Origin of the sequence: Winslowiella iniecta, from assembly GCF_001267535.1 — a bacterium.
GTDB lineage: Bacteria > Pseudomonadota > Gammaproteobacteria > Enterobacterales > Enterobacteriaceae > Erwinia > Erwinia iniecta.
This window is the reverse complement of the sequence record NZ_JRXE01000006.1, coordinates 1-24,025: the sequence shown is the minus strand read 5'-3', so window position 1 is coordinate 24,025 and position 24,025 is coordinate 1. Positions and strand designations below refer to the sequence as shown.

Genomic DNA, 24,025 nt, shown 5'->3' with positions numbered 1-24,025 from the left:
GGCGATAACGCCGCTTCTACAAGGGATAAGCATTTACATCATCACCACATCAAACTGCTCCTGAGTATAGAGCGGTTCGACCTGGACTTTGACCTGTTTGCCGACGAAAATTTCCACTTCCGCCAGCGCGTGAGACTCTTCACTCTTCAGCGCTTCCCCCACTGCCGGCGAGACATACACCAGGAAGCGATCGGAGTCGTAAGCGTGATGTACGCGAACGATCTCGCGCATGATCTCGTAACAGACGGTTTCGACCGTTTTTAACGTGCCGCGCCCTTTACACACCGGGCAGTCGCGACAGAGCACATGCTCGATACTTTCACGGGTACGCTTACGCGTCATCTCCACCAGCCCAAGCTGAGAGAAGCCGTTAATGCCGGTTTTCACCCGATCCTTGCTCATCGCGGTTTCCAGCGAGTGCAGTACGCGGCGACGATGATCCTCATTATTCATATCGATAAAGTCGATAATAATAATGCCGCCCAGATTACGTAAGCGCAGCTGGCGGGCTATCGCCTGCGTCGCTTCGATATTGGTATTGAAGATGGTTTCATCAAGATTGCGATGGCCGACAAACGCGCCGGTATTGATATCAACGGTGGTCATCGCTTCGGTCTGATCGATAATCAGGTAGCCACCCGATTTCAGTTCCACTTTGCGATCCAGCGAACGCTGAATTTCGTTTTCAACATCATACAGATCGAAGATCGGTTGCTTGCCGGTATACAGCTCAAGCTTATCGGTCATCTCCGGAATATATTCGCTGGTGAACTCCACCAGATGTTCGAAGGTCAGACGTGAATCAATGCGCACCCGATCAAGCGCCGCACCGGCAAAGTCGCGCAATACGCGTTGCGATAAGGCCACTTCACCATACAGGCGGCAGCGCGTCTGATTGCGCTTCTTCCGCTCGATGACCTTTGTCCATAAGCGCTTAAGGAAAGCCGCATCCGATGCCAGCTCATCTTCGCCGACGCCTTCAGCCGCAGTGCGGATAATATAGCCACCCAGCTCGTCGCAGTAGGCCGAGACCACCGCTTTCAGGCGGTCGCGCTCAGTTTCACTTTCAATGCGCTGTGAAACGCCAACATGCGAAGCGCCAGGCATAAACACCAGGTAGCGCGACGGCAGGGTAATATCGGTAGTCAGGCGCGCACCTTTGGTACCCAGCGGATCTTTCACCACCTGCACCATCAAATCCTGGCCCTGACGCACCAGCTCGGAGATATCGCGCACGCTGAAATTTTTCTGCTCTTCACCGGCAACGCATTCGGTATGCGGCATAATGTCAGAAGCGTGCAAAAATGCGGCTTTATCCAGCCCAATATCGACAAAAGCCGCCTGCATGCCCGGTAATACCCGGCTAACGCGACCCTTGTAGATATTTCCGACAATCCCGCGACGCGCTTCGCGCTCGATATGAATCTCTTGCAGAATCCCACCATCGATATACGCAACCCGCGTTTCCGATGGTGTAACGTTAACCAGCAATTCAGCCGTCATGTTGTCCTCTCAGTTCACGCAGGGACTGGAAGTGGCTGAACAGCTCTGCTGTCTCAACCAGAGGTAGCCCAACAACTGCGTGATAACTGCCATTAATTTTTCTGACAAAGTTGCCGCCAAATCCCTGAATCCCATAGGCACCAGCTTTATCCATCGGTTCACCGCTGGCGACATAACTGGCAATATCCTCCGCAGATAATATGCGGAAAGTCACGTCAGTGGTGACCAGACAATCGATCACCTGCTGGCGGTCGGCCAGCGCTACAGCGGTCATCACCTGATGGGTGGCACCCGAAAGCTTCGCCAGCATTTCGCGGGCATGCTGTTGATCCTGAGGCTTTTCCAGCACTTCGCCGTTCAGCACCACAATAGTATCGGCCCCGAGCACCGGCAAATCCTGCTCGGCAACCGCCACACCCGCCAGCGCTTTATCACGCGCCAGACGCTGCACATAGTGCCCGGCAGCCTCACCGTCGCGCCGCCGCTCTTCAACTTCAGTCGACAGCCGTTCAAAACGCAGGCCAAGCTGCGTCAACAGTTCACGTCGGCGCGGTGAACCGGAAGCAAGATACAGGGATAGCATAGTTGTCCTTATTGAACAGCGAATTGACGGCGAATCTTTCTCATCAATAAGAATAGCCAGGGCCAGAGAATACCGTCGACGACACTGCTCCAGAAAATTTCTGGTCGGAATGAGACATTGATCACTAAGAATTCAGCCCAGAAAACAATGACATCCATTGCCAGTGACAAAACCATAACCATTAACGCTTGCTGCCACAATGCCAGGTTGCGGAAAAGCTGGAATTTAAAAGCAACCAGGTAGGCGATGATACTCAGCGCCAGCGCACGCACGCCCAGCGTGGAGCCGGAGATAAGATCCATAATGCCGCCCATCAAAAACCCGCTCCCGACATTAACCCGATGCGGCAATGCCAGCACCCAGTAAATCAGAATCAGCAGCAGCCATGATGGCCGGAACATATAGAACTGATCCGGCCAGGGCATGATTTGCAGTATCAGCGCCACCAGAAAGGAGAGCCAGATAACCCAACGACCATGGCTGCGATAGCTACTCAAGGCTGGCCTCCCCGGCTTGCTGGTGGGTTGCGTCCGCTGCCGCTCACGACAGGCTGACTGTTGGTCGCGGGCGCAGTGGCGGTACCCGCAGCGGCTGGCGGCGCAGTGAGCGCGGCAGGTGCCGGTGGCCCCATCTCGCTGGCTGGCGGCAACACCTGCGGCATCATCTGCATCAGACGCTCGTTGGCAACGCGGTGCACTTCATCCGGTGCCATCGGCATTTCGCCACGCGAATCCGCGCCCCACAGCAACAGCAGATAGCGCAGACGTTGTAGCCCGGCAGTCGGACGCGCCTGAATTACGGTGTAAGCGCGCTGGGTATCCACTTTGACCGATGACACCACGCCAACCGGATAACCTTCCGGGAAGCGGCCGCCCAGGCCGGACGTCACCAGCACATCGCCTACGCGGATATCAGTATTACCGGGCAGATGTTCCAGCTGCAAGTCTTCGGTACAACCATTACCGGCGGCAATGACGCGAATATCATTACGCAGTACCTGAATCGGCAGCGCATGCGAGGCATCACAAATCAGCAGCACCCGACTGGTGACTTTACCCACCGCAATCACCTGACCCACAACACCTTTATCACTGATAACCGGCTGGCCTTCATAAACCCCGTTAACGCTGCCTTTGTCGATCACCATCTGATCGGTGTAAGGATCGGTACCGGTAGAGATCACCTGAGTGACCATCTTATGTTCATCCTGACGCAGTGGCGAGCCCAGCAGCTCACGCAGACGCGCGTTCTCCTGCTTAAACTGGCCAAGCATCAACAGCTCACTGTTTTTCAGGAAGAGTTCGCGATGCAGTGCTTTATTTTCCAGCTCTAATTGCTGGCGGGAGGCCAACGTTTCAGAAACGTTGTCCAGAATTTGACGTGGCCCGTTGGCCAGGAAATAGAATGGACTGACAGCAGTGTCCATATAGGTACGAATCTGGGTAAACGACCCCACTCGACTGTCGGCAATGATAACCCCAATTGCCACGATAACCGCCAAAAAAAGGCGCAGCTGCAGGGATGGGCCCCTGCTGAAAATCGGCTTCATAAACGCAGCGTATTCCTCGACATCAAGAAAAGGGAGTGATGGCCTGACCACCACTCCCCTGGCAGATTATTCTTCGCTGAACAAATCGCCGCCGTGCATGTCGATCATTTCCAGCGCTTTACCCCCGCCGCGCGCGACGCAGGTCAGCGGATCTTCTGCGACCACGACCGGAATACCGGTCTCTTCCATCAGCAGACGATCGAGGTTGCGCAGCAGTGCGCCCCCTCCGGTGAGCACCATACCGCGCTCGGAAATGTCGGAAGCGAGCTCCGGCGGGCACTGTTCCAGTGCAACCATTACCGCACTGACGATGCCGGTTAACGGCTCCTGCAGCGCTTCAAGAATTTCGTTGGAGTTGAGTGTAAAGCCACGCGGCACACCCTCAGCCAGGTTACGTCCACGGACTTCAATCTCAATCACTTCGTCACCCGGATAAGCCGAGCCAATGCCGTGTTTGATACGTTCAGCCGTCGCTTCACCAATCAGTGAACCGTAGTTACGACGCACATAATTAATGATGGCTTCGTCGAAACGGTCACCGCCGATACGGACAGAAGAGGAGTAAACCACGCCATTCAACGAGATCACTGCCACTTCGGTGGTACCACCACCAATATCCACGACCATTGAACCGGTCGCTTCAGAAACCGGCAGACCGGCACCGATTGCCGCAGCCATCGGCTCTTCAATCAGGAAAACTTCGCGTGCACCTGCTCCCTGAGCAGATTCGCGGATGGCACGGCGTTCAACCTGAGTTGCGCCGACCGGCACACACACCAGCACACGTGGGCTGGGGCGCATAAAACTGTTGCTGTGAACCTGCTTGATAAAATGCTGCAGCATTTTTTCGGTCACGAAGAAGTCAGCGATAACGCCGTCTTTCATTGGGCGAATTGCGGCGATGTTACCCGGCGTACGACCCAGCATCTGTTTTGCGTCATGACCGACAGCCGCTACGCTCTTTGGGGAGCCAGCGCGATCCTGACGAATAGCAACGACAGAAGGCTCATTCAGAACGATGCCCTGTCCTTTCACATAAATAAGGGTATTGGCGGTACCCAGGTCGATGGACAAGTCGTTGGAAAACATGCCACGAAATTTTTTAAACATACTAAAGGATAATCCTGCAAGCTGGGGGCGGAAAATAAAATCCGCTTACTTTACCAACCACACGAAGCAGCCACAAGGCGCTAAAACGTTCTGGTTCGGTGAAAAGTCAGGCAATTTCTTGCTCATGACATAACCGCAATAGCGACATTACAACCGTAGCCCTGAAATCAGGCACTGTGCTTTCAAAATTATGGCTGGCAAGCGGACATAACATACATAAAATTTAACATTTTTAGGTTTCATCGGTTCACCGACGAAGCCGCCTCGAACCACAACCGCGCGGCTATTCTACGTGAAATCGAGGTTAACGGCAGACTAAACTCGATATCTTTGCGAATATTTTTTTACGTTGCTGTTAACCGGTTGAGAGGTAGCAAAAAAGTCACCCTGACCACCTGCCACACCCAGTTCCGACAACGTCTGCCACTCGGCTCGCGTCCTGACACCTGCGGCAAAAACACGCGTGGGTGTCACCTTGCATACCTCGATCAAACTTTGTACAAAAAGCTGATTCTCAGTACGACGTTCGATATCGCGTACCAGCCCAGGGTGAAGCTTGATAATTTCCACCTTAAACTGTTTAAGATACGCGGTACTCACCATCGTTAATCCCGCCTGATTGACGGCAATCCGACAGCCAAAACCTTGTAGCAAATGGAAAACTGGCTGCAGTCGATTGATGTGTTGACACACATCTGCTTCTGCAAGTTCAAATAAAATACGTTTTCTTTGTAATTTAGTACATTGCAACAGGGTATCGCGCAACCAGCGCTGGAAAGTACGCTGCAATAACGCGTCGACGGTCACCGGTATCGCCAGCGTTTCTTCCGGCCAGACACTGAGTAAGGTGATAATCCGCGTCACCAGCAACCGGTCGTAGCTCTCTGCCAGCCCCATCTGCTGAACCAGCGGCATAAACTCAGCCGCCAGTAACTCTTTCTCACCATCAAAAATGCGCGTCAGCATTTCCCGGTGATGAACATTGCCTTCGCGGGTCACCGCCGGTTTCTGATACAGCCGGGGGCCGCCGAGGGTCAGCGTATGTTCCAGCAGGGTGCGCCATTTCACACTGCCGCGCCCCACCTCACTGATATTACCTTCACTCACCGACCAGTTATTCCCCCCTAACAGAGTGGCGTGACGCGTTGCCAGCTCCACATTCTCCATCACCTGCTGAGTGGTCTGGCCGCTGCGCCAGGCGCTGATACCGATATGGATCATATCGTCCCGATCCAGCATGCGCATCGGCGGCAGCGAATCAACCGCATTGATCAGCTGGCTGGCGATGCTGTCGGCATCTTTTAAGGTGCGGTGCGGCAACAGCACCGCAAAGTCACTGCGAAAATAGCGCGCCAGCAGTGCGCCCGGATAGCGCATCACAAAGGTCGACAGCATATTGACCAGATCGAACAGGTAATCCTGGCGGCTATTCTGCGCACTGCTTTCACGCAGCGTGTCGAAATCGGGCAGGCGAATCATCATCACCACCCCGTGCGCGCCAACATCTTCGGCATCTTCCAGCAGCGTGGCGAGCTGATTATCAAAGAACAGCCGATTGTGCAGTCCGGTTTTGGCATCCTGGGCGGCAAAGGCGCGGATCAGGGTATCGACGCGGATGCGCTGTTCACCGGCTTCCTGTAGATCGTTTAATAACAGATCGATGGCGCTGCTGGCTTTGGGCGGCCATTCGTGTACGGAACCCCGCTCAATGCTGGCACGCTCGCCAAGAATGACTCTTTGCGCCCGGGACTCGAGGCTCTCCATCCCTTTCAACTGACGATAGAGCCAGCGGTGAGAGAGCAGCAGGATTATCATCATAATCATCGCCACGCTGACCACCGCGATCACCGTTGAGGTACCAATAAAGGAGCGGAACCAGGTATTGGCAGGGTCGAGCCAGACGACACGCACCTTTAGCTCCGGATGTTTAATCAGCGTGATGTCCGACTGACGAAAGCGGTTGGGTTCATCTTCTATTAAGGGATGTTGATGGCGGCTGAGTGACAGCAGAGTGCTGAGGTTGTCGTGAATCTCAATACGTTCGATATTCAGCGGCGGCATCATTTTACGAAGCCATGGCTCCAGCTCCGCCGCACTGCTGTGCAGCAGTGACTGATCAATTTCGGTGGCGATAGTCTGCACCCGCTGCCCGACTTTCTGGTAGCTGAGATAAAAGAAACTGAACGCGCAGCCCACTAACATCAGCAACATCGCCAATACACTTAGCAAAGTGATAAACGCAGATAGTTTGGTCGTTAATCGCATCCCTGTGCCTTTTAACTGCGGTGACAAACAACGCCATTAACCAAGCAACAGGCAATCAGAAGGTTAATAACAGTGATTAAAGAGCAGCGCTGAATCATCAGAATCAGCTTAGCGATAGAAAATAACATAACCGAATGCGCTTTTGTTTGCGCCGCAGCAGTTAACACGCTTTTTAGGGGAGTATAGTGACACCAGCTACATTTCAGTAGGTTGACGCGTTATTTCAGGAGATTCTTATGCAAGCATTGCTATTAGAACAATCCGAGGGAAAAACCCTCGCCGCAATAAAAAACATCGCCAGTGATTTATTGCCGGCGGGCAATGTCACGGTGGATATCAGCTGGTCCGGCATTAATTATAAAGATGCGCTGGCGATTACCGGTAAAGGAAAGATCATTCGCCAGTTCCCGATGGTGCCGGGCATTGATTTCGCCGGTACGGTTCATCACAGCGAAGACCCACGTTTTCATACTGGTCAGGCGGTACTGTTGACCGGCTGGGGCGTGGGTGAGCATCACTGGGGCGGGCTGGCAGAACAGGCGCGGGTAAACGGCGACTGGCTGGTGGCGATGCCGGAAGGCATGGACGCGCGTAAAGCGATGATTATCGGCACCGCCGGTTTCACCGCCATGCTGTGTGTTATGGCGCTGGAAGAAGGCGGCGTCACCCCGGAAAGCGGAGAAGTGCTGGTGACCGGCGCCAGCGGCGGCGTCGGCAGTACCGCGATAGCGCTGCTCAGTGCGCTGGGCTATCGCGTGGTGGCAGTCAGTGGTCGCGACAGTACCCATGATTACCTGCGTCAGTTGGGTGCCAGCGAGATTCTGCCGCGTAGCGCCTTCAGCGACGATACCCGCCCGCTGGAAAAACAGCGCTGGGCAGGCGCAGTGGATACCGCAGGCGATCGCGTGCTGGCCAGCGTGCTGGCGCAGATGAACTACAACAGCACGGTCGCCGCCTGCGGCCTGGCAGGCGGTTTTGCTCTGCCGACCACCGTCATGCCTTTTATTCTGCGTAATGTGCGCCTGCAAGGAGTGGATTCGGTGATGACGCCAGCCGCACGCCGCAGCGAGGCCTGGAAACGCCTGGTGAAGATCCTGCCCGCCTCTTTTTATCAGCAGGCCACCCGCGAAGTACCGCTGGCCGACGCGGCCGACGCGGCGGCGCGTCTGTTAGATAATCGTGTTACCGGTCGAACGCTGGTTAAAATAGGTTAGCTGGTACTGGACGCGAAGGAACGCGTCCAGGAAATTTCACATTTTCCGGTGAAAACTCGCCAGTTAAGCCCGCTTGCACCATGCTGATTGCAGTCTCTTCTCTTGCCACGAGGGCATTCTGATGAAGCCTGTACACAAACTGACTGAAGCCGACGTCACGCCGGAAAGCGTTTTTAACCAGCGACGTCGCGATATTATTAAAACACTCGGTCTGAGCGCCGCCGCCCTGACGCTGCCGGGCACGGCGCGCGCCGACCTGCTGTCGTGGTTTAAAGGTAACGATCGCCCCGCCGCGCCTTCCGGTAAACCACTTGATTTCAGCAAGCCGGCAGCCTGGCAGGCCGATTTGACCTTAACGCCGGAAGATAAAGTCACCGGCTATAACAACTATTACGAATTTGGTCTCGATAAGGCCGATCCGGCGGCGAATGCCGGTACGCTGAACACCCGCGACTGGAAAATCCGTATCGACGGCGAAGTCGGCAAGCCGATGACGCTGGATATGGATGATATCTTTAAGCGCTTTCCGCTTGAGCAGCGAATTTACCGTATGCGCTGCGTGGAAGCCTGGTCGATGGTGGTACCGTGGGTGGGTTTTGAGCTGGGCAAGTTGCTGAAAGCCGCCGAACCCACCAGCAATGCGCGCTTTGTCGCATTTGAAACGGTTTATGCCCCGGATCAGATGCCCGGCCAGCAAGACCGCTTTATTGGTGGCGGCCTGAAATATCCTTATGTCGAAGGGTTACGGCTGGATGAAGCGATGAACCCGCTTACCCTGCTGACCACCGGGGTGTACGGTAAAGCGTTGCCGCCGCAGAATGGTGCGCCCATTCGCCTGACGGTGCCGTGGAAGTATGGTTTTAAAGGTATCAAGTCGATTGTGCATATCAGTTTAACCCGCGATCGCCCGCCGACCACCTGGAACCAGGCAGGCCCGGATGAGTACGGCTTTTATGCCAATGTGAACCCTCATGTTGACCATCCGCGCTGGTCGCAGGCCACCGAACGCTTTATCGGTTCTGGCGGCATTCTGGATGTTAAACGTCAGCCGACACTGCTGTTTAACGGCTATGCTGAGCAGGTGGCCTCGCTCTATCGCGGGCTGGATTTGCGGGAGAACTACTGAGTGCGCCTGACGTTAAAACAGATTACCGCGCTAAAGGTCGTGCTGCACCTGGCGGCTTTTCTGCCGCTGCTGTGGCTGATACTTTCGGTTGATCAGGGGTGGTTCAGCGCTGATCCGGCGAAAGATATCCAGCATTTTACCGGCCGCATGGCGCTGAAACTGCTGCTGGCGACGCTGGTGGTCACGCCACTGGCGCGTTACGCCAAACAACCGCTGCTAATTCGCACCCGCCGACTGCTCGGTTTATGGTGTTTTGCCTGGGCCACATTACATTTAATCAGTTATTCGCTACTGGAGTTGGGGATCAGTAATCTGCGTCTTCTGGGCCAGGAGCTGGTGACCCGCCCTTACCTGTGGCTGGGGATGATTAGCTGGTTGCTACTGCTGGCACTGACGCTGACCTCATTGCAGAAAGCCCAACGTGCGCTGGGCCGTCACTGGCAAACATTGCATAATTTCGTCTATTTGGTGGCGATCCTCGCGCCGATTCACTATCTTTGGTCGGTGAAGATTTTGTCGCCACAACCGGTAATTTACGCCATGATTGCGGTGATCTTGCTGGCATGGCGATACAAAAAGTTTGCTAAGTGGCTGCCCAAATAGTCCTTCAGAGTGTGTTCCAGCCCGCATATCCTGTAGACAACCGCCTGCCATTACCGGCTCGCGGTTGATAATCTTCGCTGATAAGACCAGTATTTAGCTGCTAATTGCAACGAAATCGATATAATGCCCGCCTTTGCAGGCAATGTGATGCCAATTTTCACCCTGAAGGGTGACAAATGGATTTTCACAAGGTATTTTACGCGTTGCCTCAATTATTGCAGGAGATAGCAGCAAGATGGCAGTCAACTTTCATATTCTGCTTTTGAACGGTCCCAACCTCAATTTGCTGGGCACACGTGAGCCTGAGAAGTACGGTAAGACCACATTAGCCGAGATTGTCAGTGATCTGACCTCACAAGCTGACGCGCTGAAGGTTAAACTCAGCCATCTCCAGTCCAATGCTGAACATGCGTTAATTGATCGCATTCATCAGGCAAAAGGCGATGTCGATTATATCGTCATTAACCCGGCGGCATTCACTCATACCAGCGTGGCGATTCGCGACGCGTTACTGGCAGTGAGCATTCCGTTTATCGAAGTGCATCTCTCCAATGTGCATGCCCGTGAGCCTTTTCGCCACCATTCATATCTCTCTGATATTTCTGCGGGCGTGATCTGTGGACTTGGCGTCGACGGTTATTCCTGGGCTTTACAAACGGCAGTAAAACGCCTGTCACATTCTAATTAAACAGAGTACGGAACCACACTCATGGATATTCGTAAGATTAAAAAACTGATCGAACTGGTTGAAGAATCAGGCATCGCTGAACTGGAAATCTCTGAAGGTGAAGAGTCAGTTCGTATCAGCCGTTCCCCTGCAAACATGGGCTACCCAATGATGCAGCAGGCTTACGCAGTACCGGCTATGCAGCAACAGCAGCCCGCTCTGGCTAACGCGGTAGCACCAGCGACCACTCCGGCAATGGAAGCACCGGCAAGCGCTGAGATCAGTGGCCATATCGTACGTTCCCCAATGGTCGGTACTTTCTACCGTACCCCAAGCCCGGATGCGAAAGCGTTTGTGGAAGTGGGCCAGAAAGTGAATGCAGGCGACACCCTGTGCATCGTTGAAGCAATGAAAATGATGAACCAGATCGAAGCCGATAAATCCGGCGTTGTGAAAGCGATTCTGGTCGAAAGCGGTCAGCCAGTTGAGTTTGACGAGCCGCTGGTAGTCATCGAATAACGAGGCCAACCATGCTGGATAAAATTGTAATTGCAAACCGTGGTGAGATCGCGCTGCGCATTCTGCGTGCCTGTAAAGAACTGGGCATCAAGACTGTGGCGGTGCACTCCAGCGCGGATCGCGATCTGAAACACGTCCTGCTGGCCGACGAAACCGTGTGTATCGGTCCGGCCCAGTCGGTCAAAAGCTATCTGAACATCCCTGCGCTGATCTCTGCCGCTGAAATTACTGGCGCGGTAGCGATTCACCCGGGTTACGGCTTCCTGTCCGAGAATGCTGACTTTGCTGAGCAGGTCGAACGTTCTGGCTTTATCTTTATCGGCCCGAAAGCTGAAACTATCCGTCTGATGGGCGATAAAGTTTCAGCGATCAATGCGATGAAGAAAGCCGGTGTACCGTGCGTACCGGGGTCTGACGGCCCGCTGGGTGACGACATGGACAAAAACCGTGCCTTCGGTAAGCGTATCGGTTACCCGGTAATCATCAAAGCCTCTGGCGGCGGCGGTGGTCGTGGTATGCGCGTGGTGCGTCAGGAAAAAGATCTGGAACAATCCATCAATATGACCCGTGCGGAAGCGAAAGCCGCTTTCAACAACGATATGGTCTATATGGAGAAGTATCTGGAGAATCCTCGCCACATTGAGATCCAGGTGCTGGCCGACGGCCAGGGCAATGCGATCTATCTGGGTGAGCGTGACTGTTCAATGCAGCGCCGTCACCAGAAAGTGGTTGAAGAAGCACCAGCACCAGGTATCACCAGCGAAATGCGTCGTTTTATCGGCGATCGTTGTGCCAAAGCCTGTATCGAAATCGGCTATCGCGGCGCGGGGACTTTCGAGTTCCTGTATGAAAACGGCGAGTTCTATTTCATCGAAATGAACACCCGTATTCAGGTTGAACATCCGGTTACCGAAATGATTACCGGCGTCGACCTGATCAAAGAGCAGCTGCGTATTGCTGCTGGCCAGCCGCTGTCCATCAAGCAAGAAGAAGTGGTTATTCGCGGTCATGCGGTGGAATGCCGAATCAACGCCGAAGATCCAAACTCCTTCCTGCCGAGTCCGGGTAAAATTACCCGTTTCCACGCACCAGGCGGTTTTGGTGTGCGCTGGGAATCACATATTTACGCCGGTTATACTGTACCGCCGTATTATGACTCAATGATTGGTAAGCTGATCACTTACGGTGAAAACCGTGATGTGGCGATTGCGCGTATGAAGAATGCGCTGGCTGAGCTGATTATCGACGGCATTAAAACTAACGTCGAACTGCAGATGAAAATCATGTCCGACGAGAACTTCCAGCAAGGTGGAACCAATATCCACTATCTGGAGAAAAAACTAGGCCTGCAGGACTAACCGTTCTGTCGTCACCAGTTTTGTCGTAAAGGCCGGTTTAACCGGCCTTTTTCTTGCAGAATTTTTGCTGGTTTATCCGTTGAGGTAGACTTATGGATGCACGTTTTGTGCAGGCACATAAAGAAGCACGCTGGTCAGTTGCTCTGGCAGTCGCCTATCTTGCCGCATGGGCATTAAGCGCCTGGTTGGCTGGCAATGAGATCGGTTTTACCGGTCTGCCACGCTGGTTTGAACTCTCCTGCCTGTTTGTGCCGTTACTGTTTATTTTTCTCTGCTGGTTAATGGTTCGCGTCGTTTTCCGCGATATTTCGCTGGAGGATCATCGTGGAAATTGAAGTACTTCTGCCCCTGCTGGGCTATTTGTTGCTGGTTGCCGGTTTATCGGTTTATGCCGTGCGCAAACGCTCTGAAGGCAACTTCCTGAACGAATACTTTCTTGGCAGTCGCTCGATGGGCGGCTTTGTATTAGCTATGACGCTCACCACCACCTATATCAGCGCCAGCTCGTTTATTGGCGGCCCCGGTGCAGCCTATAAATATGGACTGGGATGGGTGCTGCTGGCGATGGTGCAGGTACCGGCAGTGTGGCTGTCGCTCGGCGTGCTGGGCAAAAAGTTCGCTATTCTGGCGCGCCGCTACAATGCGGTGACGCTGAATGACATGCTGTACGCCCGCTACGGCAGCTCGTTACTGGTATGGTTCGCCAGTCTCAGTTTGTTAGTGGCATTTATCGGTGCGATGACGGTGCAGTTTATCGGCGGCGCGCGCCTGCTGGAAACCGCTGCGGGCATTCCCTACGATACCGGTTTGCTGATCTTCGGCCTGACTATCGCGCTATATACCGCGTTTGGCGGCTTCCGCGCCAGCGTGCTGAATGATGCGATGCAGGGACTGGTGATGCTGGCAGGCACTTTCCTGTTGCTGTTTGCGGTGATTCACGCTGCCGGTGGCATGCATGCGGCGGTTGATAAGTTGCAGCAGATCGATCCTCAGCTGCTGTCACCTCAGGGGGTCGATCAGATTATCAGCCCAACCTTCCTTGCCTCATTCTCAATTCTGGTGTGCTTTGGCGTGATTGGCCTGCCACATACTGCGGTACGCTGTATCTCGTATAAAGACAGCAAGGCGGTGCATCGTGGCATTATTATCGGCACCATTGTGGTGATGATTCTGATGGCGGGTATGCATCTGGCAGGAGTGCTTGGCCGCGCGGTATTGCCGGATCTGAAAATACCCGATCAGGTGATCCCAACGCTGATGATCACCGTGCTGCCGCCGTTCGCCGCCGGGATCTTTCTTGCTGCGCCGATGGCGGCGATCATGTCAACGATCAATGCCCAGCTGCTACAATCGTCTGCAACGATCGTTAAAGATCTCTATCTGCGTCTGCGTCCGCATCAGATCAAGAATGAACCGCTGTTGAAGCGCATGTCCGGCATGATAACGCTGGTGCTTGGGTTATTATTACTGCTGGCAGCGTGGAATCCGCCCGATATGATTATCTGGCTTAATCTGCTGGCCTTTGGTGGACTGGAAGCGGTATTCCTCTGGCCACTGGTGCTGGGGCTGTACTGGGAGAAAGCCAATGCCGCAGGCGCGCTGAGCGGGATGATGGTCGGTGCCGCCATCTATACGCTGTTAGCCAGTTTTGATATTCAGCTGCTGGGCTTTCATCCGATTGTTCCTGCCCTGCTGCTTAGCCTGATCGCCTTTTTGATCGGCAATCTGTTTGGTCGTCCGGCACCACAGCCTGATGACGCATCAACCCTATTTGAGTAAGAGAATCGCTATGCCCTGGATACAAATTAAGATCAACACCACTGGTGCTCATGCCGAAGAGCTGGGCGATGCGCTGATTGAACATGGCGCGGTATCCGTCACCTTTCAGGATACGCATGACAACCCGGTGTTTGAACCGCTGCCGGGCGAAACGCGTCTGTGGGGCGACACCGATGTCATCGGCCTGTTTGATGCTGAAACCGAAATGAATGAGGTGGTTGCCGGTCTGCAATTCCATCCGCTGCTGGGCGAAGACTTTCACCATAAGATCGAACAGATCGAAGACAAAGACTGGGAACGCGAGTGGATGGATAATTTCCATCCCATGCGTTTCGGCCAGCGTCTGTGGATCTGTCCAAGCTGGCGCGATGTGCCCGATCCGTCCGCAGTGAATGTCATGCTCGATCCTGGCCTGGCGTTTGGTACCGGCACACATCCGACTACTGCACTGTGCCTGGCGTGGCTCGATGGCCTCGATTTGCAGGGTAAAACCGTGATCGACTTCGGCTGTGGCTCCGGCATTCTGGCGATTGCAGCACTGAAGCTGGGCGCGGCACAGGCAATTGGCATCGATATCGATCCTCAGGCGATTCAGGCCAGCCGCGATAACGCTGAACGCAACGGGGTGTCGGAACGCCTGTCGCTTTACCTGCCGCATCAGCAGCCGGAAAACCTGTCTGCCGATGTGGTGGTCGCCAATATCCTCGCCGGCCCGTTACGCGAGCTGTCACCGTTGATTAGCGTGCTGCCAAAAAATGGCGGACACCTTGGTCTTTCCGGCGTCCTGGCCAGCCAGGCTGAAAGCGTCTGTGAAGCCTATGCTGATAAGTTTGTCCTCGATCCGGTCGCGGAAAAAGAGGAATGGTGCCGGATTACTGGCGTCCGCCGCTGATAACGGGCTCCTCTGCGCCGCTGCGCTTTTCACATCGGTGAAACTCTGTAGCGGCGCGTTTCGCACGTCAGTTATCACGTAAACCGCCATTTATGACGTGATTTATATTGCTAACTGGCTCACAAAAAAAGAAAAATCTTTGTACACAATTTCGGCGTTATTTTTTAACTCTTTGTATAGAAAGGTAAAATATTAGGTTGCTAACCTCTGATGCTGTTTTACCTGATCTAATACAGCTGATTGTTCAAAGTTTGGCCTTTCATCTTCGTTAAAAAATGCGTAATATACGCCGCCTTGCGAACATATATGGTCACTTCTTTTCATGCGCATAGGACAACACCAGCTTCGTAATCGTTTGATAGCAGCCCCGATGGCCGGTATTACTGACAGGCCGTTCAGGACGCTCTGTCATGACATGGGGGCCGGAATGACCGTATCGGAGATGTTATCGTCTAACCCGGAAGTTTGGGCGAGCGATAAATCCCGTTTGCGTATGGTACACAGTGACGAGCCCGGAATTCGCACCGTGCAAATTGCCGGATGTGACCCTGATGAGATGGCACAAGCTGCGCGTTTTAATGCTGTATCTGGCGCGCAGATCATCGATATCAATATGGGCTGCCCGGCCAAAAAAGTGAATCGCAAGATGGCAGGTTCGGCACTGCTGCAACACCCGGAGCTGGTGAAGTCTATCCTCTCTGCGGTGGTCAATGCAGTTGACGTACCGGTGACCTTAAAGATTCGCACCGGCTGGGATACAGACAATCGCAACTGCGTAGAGATTGCCCAATTGGCTGAACGCTGTGGTATTCAGGCCCTGACAATACATGGACGCACACGCGCCTGTTTGTTCAACGGTGACGCTGAATATGACAGCATTCGGACAGTTAAGCAGAACGTTTCCATTCCGGTTATCGCGAATGGGGACATTACTGACCCGCACAAAGCCAGAGCAGTACTCGACTATACGGGGGCTGATGCCCTGATGATAGGCCGTGCTGCTCAGGGAAGACCGTGGATCTTCCGGGAAATCCAGCACTATCTGGACACTGGGGAGCTGCTGGCACCGATGCCGCTGGCAGAAGTTAAGCGCTTGCTCATCGGGCACTTACGGGAACTGCACGACTTTTACGGTCAGCGCAAGGGATACCGTATTGCCCGGAAGCACGTCTCCTGGTATCTCCAGGAGCACGCCCCGAACGACCAGTTTCGGCGCACATTCAACGCCATTGAGGATGCCAGCGAACAGCTGGAGGCGTTGGAGGCATACTTCGAAAAACTTGCGTAAACAGAAATAAAGAGCTGACAGAACTATGTTCGAACAACGCGTAAATTCTGACGTACTGACCGTTTCTACCGTTAACTCACAGGATCAGGTTACCCAAAAACCTCTGCGTGACTCGGTCAAACAGGCACTGAAGAACTATTTTGCTCAATTGAATGGTCAAGATGTGAATGATCTGTATGAGCTGGTACTGGCTGAAGTAGAGCAGCCTTTGTTGGACATGGTGATGCAATATACCCGTGGCAACCAGACCCGTGCAGCCCTGATGATGGGCATCAACCGCGGTACGCTGCGTAAGAAACTGAAAAAATACGGCATGAACTGATTTAGTCAGCTAAATGTCTGAATAAAGGCGCTTTTATCTCAGGATGGAGCGCCTTTTTCTTTTGCTGAAAGATGGGCCGCGACTCAGTGGTTTATCGTGCTTCTGGCAACCAGAAATATGTTAACTTCACTGGCTGAACACTCCTCCAGATTTGCATCGCTTTGCGTGATCACTTCGTAAGCTTTGCCGCTTTTGTCATGGAAAATAAAGTGCCAGATATCAGTGGTTATCCCGCCCGCTTTCTTTTGCGCCGCCAGCAGTTTCATCTCAGTTTTTGACCTGTCCAGCTGAGTGATATCGACAATATTCTCATTCTTTAACCATCCCTCAGCTATATTCATTGGCCAGGAGTGGCAATCTGCTTGCTTTGCGCTGACCGAAAAAGACACAATCAGGCATGTTAGCAATATGAATTTTCTCACCAAATCACCTCCAGCACTCCTTAGCCTGTCGCCCTAAATGTGAAAACCTGCCGTGCCAGCAGGCTGATAAATCCACGCCATAACGACTCTCCTTGTACATAACAATTCCATTTGATAACCCGATTGCAACACTGTTTTAAACCAGTAATCACCATCTTGCAATCTCGCAATTTTACTATCAAAGACAATAATTTAGGCGTACAATAATAATCCTCACCGATGGTTTTAAACTAAGTTTTTGATAAGGTTACACTAACTAAGTTTCAGTTCATTGGGATGAAGATGCCGCTGTCAAAGTGAGCACGGTGTACTACCCGCCTGCAGTCGGACTTCTCTGACTTATTGTAAAGTTTCAGCAAAGCCCCCAACTTCTGGTCATTAATGATGTCTGATGCAATGTACCGCGATAGATTAATTTCTTTATGCGTTACACCATCCACTTACGCCTAAAGAGAAAATAATGAAAGCACCAAAAGCGCCACCGGCCTTCTCTCGCGATCTGCTTCATCCGCGTTACTGGTCGACATGGGCAGGCCTGGGTCTGCTTTTCCTGCTGGTTCAGCTTCCTTTCCCGTTACTGGAAAAGCTCGGTACCTGGATGGGACGCACTTCAATGCGCTTCCTGAAGCGCCGCGTGCGCATTACCCGCCGTAACCTCGAACTCTGTTTCCCGGATCTGCAACCGGAAATTCTTGAGCAGCGCATCGTCAGCAATTTTGAATCGCTGGGCATGGGTCTGCTGGAAACCGGTATGGCCTGGTTCTGGCCAGATGCCCGTGTGAAACGCTGGTTTACCGTTAATGGCCTGCATAATCTGCAGAAGGCGCAAGAAAACAAACGTGGCGCACTGATTATCGGTGTGCACTTCATGTCTCTCGAGCTGGGTGGCCGAGCCATGGGCATCTGCCAGCCAATGATGGCGATGTATCGCCCGCACAATAATAAAATGATGGAGTGGGTGCAGACCAAAGGTCGCATGCGCTCGAATAAAGCAATGATTAACCGCCGCGATTTGCGCGGTATGGTCAGCGCCCTGAAGCAAGGCGAAGCTGTGTGGTTTGCCCCAGATCAGGATTACGGCCCGAAAGGCAGCGTGTTTGCCCCACTGTTTGCTGTGCCACAAGCGGCCACCACCAGCGGGACTTATATGCTGGCCCGCATGGCCAAGCCTGCGATGGTCACCGTGGTACTGATTCGTAAAGAGAATGGTACCGGTTATGAGCTGGTGATTCAGCCTGAGCTACGCGATTATCCGCTGGAAGATGAACATCACGCCGCCGCCTATATGAATAAAGTGATTGAGCGTGAAATTATGCGCGCGCCAAGCCAGTATATGTGGCTGCACCGCCGTTTTAAAACCCGACCAGCGGGTGCCTCCTCGCTCTATTAATAATCCCCTCACGCCAAGAAAAGCCCGTTTGTTTTAACAGACGGGCTTTTTTTTTACGCCAATTCTGCAACCGACATGCGTAAGTGCGCTACCGGTCACAATGCAGATATCTGGCGAAAATTTTTGCACTAATTGTGATCGCCCCGTCTGGCTTTGCCTCTCTTTGGTGCGGGATATTAGACAAACTTTCTAGTTGCCCAAGGTTATTAATATCTCTTTCTGGCAAATACCGCATTCCGCAACTTTGGCATTGCGTTTGCAGAGTGGTGGATGGCTAACCGCCGCAGACAAGAAAAGTGCACGACCTATAAATGTACTAAACACATAAAAAACACTACATCACACAGGATGCTTTATGAATAAGATGATGCTTTCTACTCTGGTTGCCGCTGCCACGCTGCTTGCAGCGACCAGTCAGGCTTACGCTGGCGCCACACTGGATGCGATTAAGAAAAAAGGTTTTGTACAGTGCGGTATCAGTGACGGTTTGCCTGGCTTCTCTTACGCTGACGCCAGCGGCAATTTTACTGGTCTGGATGTGGATATCTGCCGGGCTACCGCTGCGGCAATCTTTGGTGATGCCAGTAAAGTCAAATACACTCCGCTGACCGCCAAAGAGCGCTTTACCGCTTTGCAATCGGGCGAAGTTGATATCCTTTCACGTAATACCACCTGGACCTCAGCACGCGATGGCGGCATGGGCTTTATGTTTGCCGGCGTCAACTATTACGACGGTATCGGCTTTCTGACGCATAACAAGGCCGGACTAAAAAGTGCTAAAGAGCTTGATGGCGCAACCGTTTGCATTCAGGCGGGCACCGATACCGAGCTGAATGTGGCCGACTACTTTAAAGCCAACAAAATGAAGTATCTGCCGGTCACTTTCGACCGTTCTGATGAATCAGCTAAAGCACTGGATACCGGCCGTTGCGATACCCTGGCGTCTGACCAGTCACAACTGTATGCACTGCGTATCAAACTGGGCAAACCTGACGAATTTATCGTATTACCGGAAGTGATTTCGAAAGAGCCTCTTGGCCCGGTAGTACGCCGTGGTGATGATGACTGGTTCACCATCGTTAAATGGTCGTTTAATGCCATGTTGAATGCGGAAGAAATGGGTGTCTCATCGAAAAACGTTGATCAGATGGCAGCCAAACCGACCACACCAGATATGGCTCATCTGTTAGGTACTGGGGGTGACTTCGGTAAGGATTTGAAACTCGATAACAAGTGGGCGTTTAATATTATTAAACAGGTAGGCAATTATCAGGAAAGCTTTGATCGTAACGTCGGGAAAGACAGCGCGCTGAAAATTGCTCGCGGTCAAAATGCTCTCTGGAAAGATGGCGGCATCCAGTACGCCCCACCGGTTCGTTAATCCCCACTGTCTACCGGGCACCGCACCCGCGGTGCTCAGGCCAGAGTTCTTGTAGCTGAGGGTTCATCATGTCTCAACGCCCAACCGTCAAAAGGGATTTTTCATTCAGCAATCCTGCGGTGCGCGCATGGCTCTATCAGATTATCGCGATTGTCGCGGTCCTGGTGGTTGTGGGGTATTTAATTCACAACACCGTGATTAACCTGTCCAACCGCGGCATTACCTCCGGTTTTGGCTTCCTCGAACGCAGTGCTGGTTTCGGTATTGTGCAACATCTGATTGATTATTCAGATGGCGACACCTACGCACGGGTGTTTCTGGTCGGCCTGACCAACACGCTCCTGGTCTCTGCGCTGTGTATTGTCTTTGCTTCATTCCTTGGTTTTTTTATCGGCTTAGCCCGTTTGTCTGACAACTGGCTGTTACGGAAAATCGCCAATATCTATATCGAAACGTTCCGTAATATCCCACCGTTGTTACAGATCTTCTTCTGGTACTTTGCGGTGCTGCGCAATTTACCGGGTCCGCGCCAGGCGTTAAGCGCTTTCGATCTCGCCTTTGTCAGTAATCGCGGTCTTTATCTGCCCTGGCCTGAATATGCGCCGGGTAGCCAGCCTTTTCTGGTCGCATTGTTGATTGCCATTGTCGGCAGCATCGGTTTATTCCTTTTGAACCGTAAGCATCAGCTAAAAACCGGTCAGTTGCGTCGTAGCTGGCCTGCTGCGCTGGCGATGCTGATTCTGTTACCGTTGGGCGCTCATCTGGCTTTCGGCGCGGCGGTACACTGGAATGTGCCAGAACTGCGTGGCTTTAACTTCCGCGGTGGTTTTGCACTGATACCAGAGCTGGCCGCGTTAACCCTCGCCCTGTCGATTTATACCTCTTCGTTTATCGCTGAGGTGATTCGCTCCGGCATTCAGTCGGTACCACACGGTCAGACCGAAGCAGCACGTTCGCTGGGGCTACCGAATCCGGTCACCCTGCGGCAGGTGATCATTCCGCAGGCGATGCGGGTGATTATTCCTCCGCTTACCAGCCAGTATCTTAATGTCGTCAAGAACTCATCGCTGGCGGCAGCGATTGGTTATCCGGATATGGTGTCGTTGTTTGCCGGAACAGTATTGAACCAGACCGGGCAGGCGATAGAAACCATCGCCATCACCATGGCGGTCTACCTGATCATCAGCTTGTCTATTTCGCTATTGATGAATATCTATAACCGCAAAATCGCCCTGGTTGAGCGTTAAGAAAACGGTGCCATTATGACTGTAACCACTCATGAAATACCGCCCGTACCAACCAATGCGTTTTCGCGCGCGGTGAGCTGGGCAAGAAAGAATCTGTTCTCCAGCTGGTCCAACTCCCTGCTGACGCTGTTCTGTCTGTGGGTGATCTGGAGCGTACTTCCCCCGGCGCTTAACTGGTTAATCTTTCAGGCAAACTGGATCGGCACTACCCGTGCCGACTGTAGCAAAGAGGGGGCGTGCTGGGTGTTTATCCACGCGCGCTTTGGCCAGTTTATGTATGGGCTCTACCCGCACGAGTTGCGCTGGCGCATTAATCTGGCGCTGGTGATTGGCTTGCTGTCGATTGTGCCGATGTTTATCAGCAGCATACCGCGTCGTGGCCGGTATATCGCCGTCTGGGCGCTGACTTATCCAGTCATTGTCTGGTTGCTGATGTACGGTGGCTGGTTTGGTCTGGAGCGTGTCGAAACCCGCCAGTGGGGCGGCTTAACCCTGACGCTGATCATCGCTTCAATTGGTATCGCCGGCGCGCTACCGCTGGGAATTCTGCTGGCGTTAGGCCGTCGCTCGCGTATGCCAGTGGTTCGCACGCTATCGATAATCTTTATCGAGTTCTGGCGCGGTGTACCGTTGATTACCGTGCTGTTTATGTCCTCGGTCATGCTGCCGTTGTTTATGGCGGAAGGTACCAGTATCGACAAACTGGTGCGCGCACTGGTCGGGGTAATTTTGTTCCAGTCAGCTTATGTGGCTGAAGTGGTGCGTGGTGGCTTACAGGCGCTGCCAAAAGGCCAGTACGAAGCGGCTGAATCACTGGCGCTGGGTTACTGGAGAACGCAGGGCCTGGTGATCCTGCCACAGGCGTTGAAGATGGTTATTCCGGGGCTGGTGAATACCATTATTGCACTGTTTAAAGATACCAGTCTGGTGATCATTATTGGTCTGTTTGACCTTTTCAGTAGCGTGCAACAGGCAACCGTCGATCCGACCTGGCTCGGTATGTCGACTGAAGGCTATGTTTTCGCTGCACTGGTTTACTGGATTTTCTGTTTCAGCATGTCGCGCTACAGCCAACATCTGGAGAAGCGCTTTCACACCGGGCGTACACCGCACTGAGGTTTAAAATGACGATGACGAATTCTGACAACGCGATGATGATTACTCTCGAAAATGTTAATAAGTGGTACGGGCAGTTTCATGTACTGAAAGACATCAACCTGAAGGTCAAACCGCGCGAGCGTATCGTGCTGTGCGGCCCTTCCGGCTCAGGGAAATCCACCACGATTCGTTGTATTAACCATCTGGAAGAGCACCAGCAGGGGCGCATCGTCGTCGATGGGACGGTGCTGAATGATGATCTGCGTAATATTGAGCGTGTGCGTACCGAGGTGGGCATGGTATTCCAGCATTTTAATCTGTTCCCGCATCTCACCGTATTACAAAACTGTACGCTGGCACCGATTTGGGTGCGCAAAACACCGAAGAAGGAAGCGGAAGATCAGGCTATGCACTATCTGCAACGCGTACGCATTGCCGAGCATGCACACAAGTTTCCCGGACAGCTTTCAGGTGGCCAGCAACAACGTGTGGCGATTGCCCGTTCACTGTGCATGAAGCCTAAGATTATGCTGTTTGATGAACCCACCTCGGCGCTCGATCCCGAAATGGTGAAGGAAGTGCTGGATACGATGATTGGCCTGGCAGAAGACGGCATGACAATGCTGTGTGTTACCCACGAGATGGGCTTTGCGCGTACCGTTGCCGACCGGGTGATCTTTATGGATCGTGGCGAGATAGTCGAGGAAGCACCTCCGCAGCAGTTTTTTTCCCGTCCGCAATCAGAACGTACTCGCGCATTTCTGTCGCAGGTTATCCACTAACAGTCCGGCCCTAAAGGGTAGTTGCATATCATCTCACCCTGCTGTCACTTTTTGACACCAGGGTCGATTAAGCTGGCTATCCACTTCCCTCAGGATAACCAAATATGCAACCTAACCTTATCATCCTTTATGTCACCGATCCGCTGCGTAGCTGCGCGTTTTATCAGTCTCTGTTTGGCATTGAACCCGATGCCATCTTTCCAACTTATTCGGCTTTCTCCTTCGAAAATGGGCTAAATCTGGGGTTATGGTCAACCCACGCGCAGGACTTTACTTCGGGTGGTAGCGGACATCGTACCGAACTCTGTTTTTTAGTTGAGAGCGAAAAGCAGGTTGAGGAACTCTATCAGAACTGGCAGCAGCTGGGGGTAGAAATTGAGCAGCGGCCCGTTACAGCCATATTTGGTCGCACTTTTGTCGCACTGGATCCTGACGGGCATCGGTTACGCGTCTGTCTTCCTGACGATTAATTCGCCATTCTGAATGCAACATATACAAAAAAGCCCCATGCTTTCGCATGAGGCTTGTTTGTTTAATTGATGCCTGGCAGTTCCCTACTCTCGCATGGGGAGACCCCACACTACCATCGGCGCTACGGCGTTTCACTTCTGAGTTCGGCATGGGGTCAGGTGGGACCACCGCGCTAAAGCCGCCAGGCAAATTCTTTATATTTACCGAACTCATGCTTTAATACTGGTGCTGATACCCAGAGTCGAACTGGGGACCTCACCCTTACCAAGGGTGCGCTCTACCAACTGAGCCATATCAGCAAAACTACAGGTGACGATAACGTCACCCTGCTTAATTTGATGCCTGGCAGTTCCCTACTCTCGCATGGGGAGGCCCCACACTACCATCGGCGCTACGGCGTTTCACTTCTGAGTTCGGCATGGGGTCAGGTGGGACCACCGCGCTAAAGCCGCCAGG

The 24,025-nt window shown here is 53.0% G+C and carries 24 protein-coding genes, 1 tRNA gene and 2 rRNA genes; 17 read left to right on the top strand and 10 right to left on the bottom strand.

Features of this window, described 5'->3' with window-relative positions:
* Positions 1-33: 33 nt before the first annotated feature.
* The 6 genes from rng to csrD all read right to left on the bottom strand — a co-directional run bounded on the left by rng (position 34) and on the right by csrD (position 7,010).
* On the bottom strand, positions 34-1,503 hold the full coding sequence (gene rng / locus NG42_RS05305; protein ID WP_052898230.1) for a ribonuclease G: 1,470 nt from the start codon (positions 1,501-1,503) through the stop codon (positions 34-36).
* Positions 1,493-2,086, bottom strand: coding sequence for a Maf family protein (locus tag NG42_RS05300; protein ID WP_052898229.1), 594 nt, complete (start codon positions 2,084-2,086; stop codon positions 1,493-1,495). The genes rng and NG42_RS05300 overlap by 11 nt, the downstream gene beginning before the upstream one ends.
* Positions 2,087-2,094: 8 nt before the next feature.
* Positions 2,095-2,583, bottom strand: coding sequence for a rod shape-determining protein MreD (gene mreD / locus NG42_RS05295; RefSeq protein ID WP_052898228.1), 489 nt, complete (start codon positions 2,581-2,583; stop codon positions 2,095-2,097).
* The gene (gene mreC, locus NG42_RS05290) at positions 2,580-3,635 is read right to left on the bottom strand and encodes a rod shape-determining protein MreC (RefSeq protein WP_052898227.1); all 1,056 of its coding nucleotides are present in this window, start codon (positions 3,633-3,635) and stop codon (positions 2,580-2,582) included. Before mreC ends, mreD begins: the two co-directional genes overlap by 4 nt.
* 66 nt (positions 3,636-3,701) lie before the next feature.
* Positions 3,702-4,745 carry a rod shape-determining protein MreB gene (mreB, locus tag NG42_RS05285; protein ID WP_052898226.1) on the bottom strand — a complete coding sequence of 348 codons (1,044 nt, stop codon included), beginning with the start codon at positions 4,743-4,745 and terminating at the stop codon, positions 3,702-3,704.
* A 315-nt stretch (positions 4,746-5,060) separates the two neighbouring features.
* Positions 5,061-7,010: an RNase E specificity factor CsrD gene (gene csrD, locus NG42_RS05280; RefSeq protein WP_052898225.1), complete on the bottom strand. Its 1,950-nt coding sequence runs from the start codon at positions 7,008-7,010 to the stop codon at positions 5,061-5,063.
* A gap of 236 nt (positions 7,011-7,246) precedes the next feature.
* On the opposite strand from csrD, the gene acuI reads away from it, so the two are divergent.
* The 11 genes from acuI (at position 7,247) to fis (ending at position 16,778) form a co-directional block, all read left to right on the top strand.
* Positions 7,247-8,224, top strand: coding sequence for an acrylyl-CoA reductase (NADPH) (acuI, locus tag NG42_RS05275; RefSeq protein WP_052898224.1), 978 nt, complete (start codon positions 7,247-7,249; stop codon positions 8,222-8,224).
* Between the two features lie 121 nt (positions 8,225-8,345).
* The gene (gene msrP, locus NG42_RS05270; RefSeq protein WP_052898223.1) at positions 8,346-9,350 is read left to right on the top strand and encodes a protein-methionine-sulfoxide reductase catalytic subunit MsrP; all 1,005 of its coding nucleotides are present in this window, start codon (positions 8,346-8,348) and stop codon (positions 9,348-9,350) included.
* Positions 9,351-9,953 carry a protein-methionine-sulfoxide reductase heme-binding subunit MsrQ gene (gene msrQ, locus NG42_RS05265; protein ID WP_052898222.1) on the top strand — a complete coding sequence of 201 codons (603 nt, stop codon included), beginning with the start codon at positions 9,351-9,353 and terminating at the stop codon, positions 9,951-9,953.
* Between the two features lie 235 nt (positions 9,954-10,188).
* Positions 10,189-10,641: a type II 3-dehydroquinate dehydratase gene (gene aroQ, locus NG42_RS05260; protein ID WP_052898221.1), complete on the top strand. Its 453-nt coding sequence runs from the start codon at positions 10,189-10,191 to the stop codon at positions 10,639-10,641.
* Positions 10,642-10,662: 21 nt separating this feature from the next.
* Positions 10,663-11,139, top strand: coding sequence for an acetyl-CoA carboxylase biotin carboxyl carrier protein (gene accB / locus NG42_RS05255; protein ID WP_052898220.1), 477 nt, complete (start codon positions 10,663-10,665; stop codon positions 11,137-11,139).
* A gap of 11 nt (positions 11,140-11,150) precedes the next feature.
* Positions 11,151-12,497: an acetyl-CoA carboxylase biotin carboxylase subunit gene (gene accC, locus NG42_RS05250; protein WP_052898219.1), complete on the top strand. Its 1,347-nt coding sequence runs from the start codon at positions 11,151-11,153 to the stop codon at positions 12,495-12,497.
* Between the two features lie 92 nt (positions 12,498-12,589).
* On the top strand, positions 12,590-12,832 hold the full coding sequence (locus tag NG42_RS05245) for a YhdT family protein (RefSeq protein WP_052898218.1): 243 nt from the start codon (positions 12,590-12,592) through the stop codon (positions 12,830-12,832).
* Positions 12,822-14,276, top strand: a complete 1,455-nt coding sequence (gene panF, locus NG42_RS05240) for a sodium/pantothenate symporter (RefSeq protein ID WP_052898217.1) — start codon at positions 12,822-12,824, stop codon at positions 14,274-14,276. The genes NG42_RS05245 and panF overlap by 11 nt, the downstream gene beginning before the upstream one ends.
* A 10-nt stretch (positions 14,277-14,286) precedes the next feature.
* The gene (gene prmA, locus NG42_RS05235; protein WP_052898216.1) at positions 14,287-15,168 is read left to right on the top strand and encodes a 50S ribosomal protein L11 methyltransferase; all 882 of its coding nucleotides are present in this window, start codon (positions 14,287-14,289) and stop codon (positions 15,166-15,168) included.
* 322 nt (positions 15,169-15,490) lie between these two features.
* Entirely contained in the window at positions 15,491-16,456 is a 966-nt protein-coding gene (gene dusB, locus NG42_RS05230; protein WP_052898215.1) for a tRNA dihydrouridine synthase DusB, read from the top strand.
* 25 nt (positions 16,457-16,481) lie between these two features.
* Entirely contained in the window at positions 16,482-16,778 is a 297-nt protein-coding gene (gene fis / locus NG42_RS05225) for a DNA-binding transcriptional regulator Fis (RefSeq protein WP_000462905.1), read from the top strand.
* An 83-nt stretch (positions 16,779-16,861) separates the two neighbouring features.
* Here the strand turns inward: fis and NG42_RS05220 are convergent, their stop codons facing one another.
* Entirely contained in the window at positions 16,862-17,119 is a 258-nt protein-coding gene (locus NG42_RS05220; protein ID WP_241488313.1) for a hypothetical protein, read from the bottom strand.
* A 541-nt stretch (positions 17,120-17,660) separates the two neighbouring features.
* Here NG42_RS05220 and lpxP point away from each other — a divergent pair.
* From lpxP to NG42_RS05190, 6 genes are all read left to right on the top strand, one after another.
* On the top strand, positions 17,661-18,590 hold the full coding sequence (lpxP, locus tag NG42_RS05215) for a kdo(2)-lipid IV(A) palmitoleoyltransferase (protein ID WP_053115658.1): 930 nt from the start codon (positions 17,661-17,663) through the stop codon (positions 18,588-18,590).
* A gap of 355 nt (positions 18,591-18,945) precedes the next feature.
* A complete protein-coding gene (locus tag NG42_RS05210) occupies positions 18,946-19,971 on the top strand; it encodes an amino acid ABC transporter substrate-binding protein (RefSeq protein ID WP_052898214.1) in 1,026 nt (341 codons plus the stop codon).
* Between the two features lie 68 nt (positions 19,972-20,039).
* Positions 20,040-21,218: an amino acid ABC transporter permease gene (locus NG42_RS05205; RefSeq protein ID WP_052898213.1), complete on the top strand. Its 1,179-nt coding sequence runs from the start codon at positions 20,040-20,042 to the stop codon at positions 21,216-21,218.
* A 15-nt stretch (positions 21,219-21,233) separates the two neighbouring features.
* On the top strand, positions 21,234-22,334 hold the full coding sequence (locus tag NG42_RS05200) for an amino acid ABC transporter permease (RefSeq protein ID WP_052898212.1): 1,101 nt from the start codon (positions 21,234-21,236) through the stop codon (positions 22,332-22,334).
* Positions 22,335-22,342: 8 nt separating this feature from the next.
* Positions 22,343-23,098 carry an amino acid ABC transporter ATP-binding protein gene (locus tag NG42_RS05195; protein ID WP_052898211.1) on the top strand — a complete coding sequence of 252 codons (756 nt, stop codon included), beginning with the start codon at positions 22,343-22,345 and terminating at the stop codon, positions 23,096-23,098.
* Between the two features lie 104 nt (positions 23,099-23,202).
* Complete coding sequence (locus tag NG42_RS05190) at positions 23,203-23,568, top strand: VOC family protein (RefSeq protein ID WP_052898210.1); 366 nt, start codon at positions 23,203-23,205, stop codon at positions 23,566-23,568.
* Between the two features lie 71 nt (positions 23,569-23,639).
* Here NG42_RS05190 and rrf (NG42_RS05185) read toward each other — a convergent pair.
* From rrf (NG42_RS05185) to rrf (NG42_RS05175), 3 genes are all read right to left on the bottom strand, one after another.
* Positions 23,640-23,755, bottom strand: a 5S ribosomal RNA gene (gene rrf, locus NG42_RS05185).
* Between the two features lie 37 nt (positions 23,756-23,792).
* A tRNA-Thr gene (locus tag NG42_RS05180) sits at positions 23,793-23,868 on the bottom strand.
* Between the two features lie 41 nt (positions 23,869-23,909).
* Positions 23,910-24,025, bottom strand: a 5S ribosomal RNA gene (rrf, locus tag NG42_RS05175).